The 3,025-nt window shown below is 40.0% G+C and carries 5 protein-coding genes; all 5 read left to right on the top strand.

Annotation, left to right across the window (positions count from 1 at the left end; genetic code table 11):
- Nucleotide 1 precedes the first annotated feature (1 nt).
- The 5 genes from CXF82_RS00965 (at nt 2) to CXF82_RS00945 (ending at nt 2,989) form a co-directional block, all read left to right on the top strand.
- Complete coding sequence (locus CXF82_RS00965; protein WP_257982702.1) at nt 2–736, top strand: TSUP family transporter; 735 nt, start codon at nt 2–4, stop codon at nt 734–736.
- A gap of 209 nt (nt 737–945) precedes the next feature.
- The gene (locus tag CXF82_RS00960; protein WP_101093623.1) at nt 946–1,152 is read left to right on the top strand and encodes a hypothetical protein; all 207 of its coding nucleotides are present in this window, start codon (nt 946–948) and stop codon (nt 1,150–1,152) included.
- A 690-nt stretch (nt 1,153–1,842) separates the two neighbouring features.
- Complete coding sequence (locus CXF82_RS00955) at nt 1,843–2,241, top strand: hypothetical protein (RefSeq protein WP_102043519.1); 399 nt, start codon at nt 1,843–1,845, stop codon at nt 2,239–2,241.
- Between the two features lie 93 nt (nt 2,242–2,334).
- Entirely contained in the window at nt 2,335–2,655 is a 321-nt protein-coding gene (locus CXF82_RS00950) for an immunity protein Imm33 domain-containing protein (RefSeq protein WP_102043518.1), read from the top strand.
- A 109-nt stretch (nt 2,656–2,764) separates the two neighbouring features.
- Nucleotides 2,765–2,989, top strand: coding sequence for a hypothetical protein (locus tag CXF82_RS00945; RefSeq protein ID WP_102043517.1), 225 nt, complete (start codon nt 2,765–2,767; stop codon nt 2,987–2,989).
- The last annotated feature ends 36 nt before the right edge of the window (nt 2,990–3,025 follow it).

The following is a 3,025-nucleotide window of genomic DNA, read 5'->3' as shown; positions in this document are numbered from 1 at the left end:
TGTGGCAGTCGTTGCCGGCTTTATCGATGCAATAGCAGGTGGCGGCGGTTTGTTAACCATTCCTGCGCTTATGTGGGCAGGTTTACCACCAACAGTCGCATTAGCCACCAATAAATTACAAGCCTGTGGTGGCAGTTTCTTTGCCAGTATGTACTTTGTCCGTAAAGGTCTTATTAATTTGGCAGATATGAAGCTGAGTATCCTCTGTGCCTTTATTGGGGCAGCAATAGGTACCATTGCCGTGCAGATGATAGACACCGCTTTTCTTGAGGTTATGTTGCCGTTTCTGATTCTAAGTATTGGTGGTTATTTTCTATTTTCGAAAAAAATTACTGAAGAGGAAAAACACCAAGTACTGACACCGGCAGTATTTGCCTTTACGGCCGCATTAGGTGTGGGTTTTTATGATGGATTTTTTGGTCCCGGTACCGGCAGTTTCTTTGCCTTAGCGTTTGTCTCCTTGGCGGGCTACGGCCTTGCGAAAGCGACAGCACATGCTAAAATTCTCAACTTCTCTACTAACATTGCCTCGTTGATCTTTTTTGCCATCGGCGGCAAAGTGTTTTGGATGCTTGGTGGTGTCATGCTGGTAGGGCAGGCAATCGGCGCGACACTCGGCTCGCGCTTGGTGCTAACTAAAGGCACTAAAATTATCAAGCCATTAGTAGTGACGATGTCGATAGCCATGAGCCTCAAACTGTTGTCTGAACAATATGATCTTTTTTTCTGGATTTAGGCACCTTTGAATTGAAGTGAGTCTTGCAATGAAGGCGAGTGACATTGTCTGTTGAATTTAAGCTTTACAGTGACATGTATATCAACAAAGCTCTACCGTTGGACATTTTACGTCTTTGATAGTGGTTGACTTTAAATGGCCCGCTAACACTAAATTCGCTTATTGGCAGCACGTTATATGGCAATCAACATCAAACAGGTGGTACCCCAATGGATAGTGCATCAATAATGGTTTGGAGTGTGTTGTTTGGCAGTATTGGCATGGGCTACTTTATGTATGGCCGCAGGCAAAAAGCGATAGTGCCATTATGTATAGGTTTATCGCTTTTTGTATTCCCATACTTTATGTCTAGTGTGACTATGTTGCTTATTGTTGGTGTGATTTTAGTGGCAATTCCATATTTTATTAGAATATAAACTTTTAGCGAAGGTTACTTATTTTTAATGCATTTCATTCTTAGAGGTCAGAAGCCATGGTTGAGCTTACATGGACCCTTTCTTTTATAAAGAGCTACGGCGAGTCTCAGTTGCGTCTGTACATACGCTTGCCATAGGCCATTGGAATTTATCGGCCTGAAGTTAACTCACTTATGCCCCAAAACGAATTGGTGCTAGCAATGGGACAATCAGCATAACCTTACTTTTTCTAATCTTTTTTCCCACTTTACTTGCCGCCCAAAGACTAGTTGCCCACTAGCTTTTCGTAGAAGGTGGTATAACTGATTTGCTCCAAATTGAGATAATTCTGGCGTCAAAGGATGCGTAAAATGAGCTTTTTACGCATCTATAATTTTGTAACATTCGAGAAAACCCATACATATCAATCTACTGCGAAATTTTTAAAAGTGTTGTATAGACCTCGTAAACAAAGACGCATTCTTTCTCCGGCAGTATTTTGAGCATTACTTACGTATTCAAGAAAATATTCCATTTACAACAATGACTTAGCGATGTTACCTTTGAAGTTTGAATTGAGCAGCCTGAAACATTATCGTTCTGCTATTGAATAAGCTGTTAAGAGCCCTACATAATTATGATCTGGGAAGACTACAAAATTGAATTTAGGCCTGACGGAAGCTTGCGGGACTATACATAAAGGATGTTGATTTGCTCGACTGGCAAGCCTTTATAGACTTCCTTCGTTGTAGCGAAGCAACCCTGAATTACTTCGTTGAGGGTGAGCCCACTAAATTACCAGCAAGTATCGCAGAGGTAGTTGTGAGCCAAGATCATCCGAATCTATTAACCATTGGCTTAGATGGGGTTACTGTTAATTGTCATTTCTTCATACCTGAGGAAATTGAACTGGACATTGATCCTAGGGATATTGATAGCGAAGCCAGGGCAAAGGTTGTTTTTGAGTTTATGTCCACAGTTGGCAAGGCGCTGAATAAACAGGTTATCCTTACGCCTGAAAACACAGAAGAGCAGCCTCTCTTTACATATGAGCCCGGCGCAAGTATTAAGCACCTAGCTCTTAACAAGTCAAAGCACGCGGAATTGTAAATGTTGTGGCCTTTTTGAAAAAACACTCAACAAAACCGCCAACATTCACAATCCGGTGTTTGAGGCGTTATGCGTCATTTAAGGTTTAGTTAAATGCAAGATTCTCAACGTTCAATTTGTAAAAAATATGGTTCCACCTTTTATGGTGTAAATATGAACCTGAAAGTTGGAATTGCTATTCAGACTTTACACTTGAAACCGATTCATGCAGTAAGAGTAAAACCAGAAAATGGTACAAATGGGTGGTACATTCATTGTGGCGAATCTTCAGACGATAGTGATTTTTATCAACCATTATGTGCATTACACCTTGAAAAGTATTGCCCTGAAATAATTAAGTATTTAGCTCTTGAACCAGAGTTTAATTTAATTATTGATCGTGATGGCTATGAAGATGTGTGGCGTTCAGAGTAAACGCATAGTAAGATGTTTAAACTGAACTAAAACAGTTAGTTACGTTCGACGTTGTAACCAGTGATTTTAGTCCGCTTAATACGGCGTTATATGCAAAAAGGAGTTTCGCATGAATATCAATGCAACATTTTTTGGTCAACTAGTCTTTATATCTCTCTTTATCGTTGGTGGCTTAAGTTATTACTTAGGCAAGCGTAAAACTTCTACACCTAAAATTGCAGCATTAATAGGTGTATTGTTATGTATTGTCCCTCCGCTTAATATTGTTTACTTAATTGTATTGATGTTAAAAAATGACTCGGCACCAAGTCACAAAATTGAAAATAGCGCGTAACTTGCTTATCACAAGCAACTCAAGCAGGACAAATAA

It is taken from the genome of Shewanella sp. GutDb-MelDb (assembly GCF_002836075.1).
Classification (GTDB): Bacteria; Pseudomonadota; Gammaproteobacteria; order Enterobacterales; family Shewanellaceae; genus Shewanella.
Note: the sequence above shows the minus strand (reverse complement) of the source record. Positions and strands in the feature narration are given on the sequence as shown.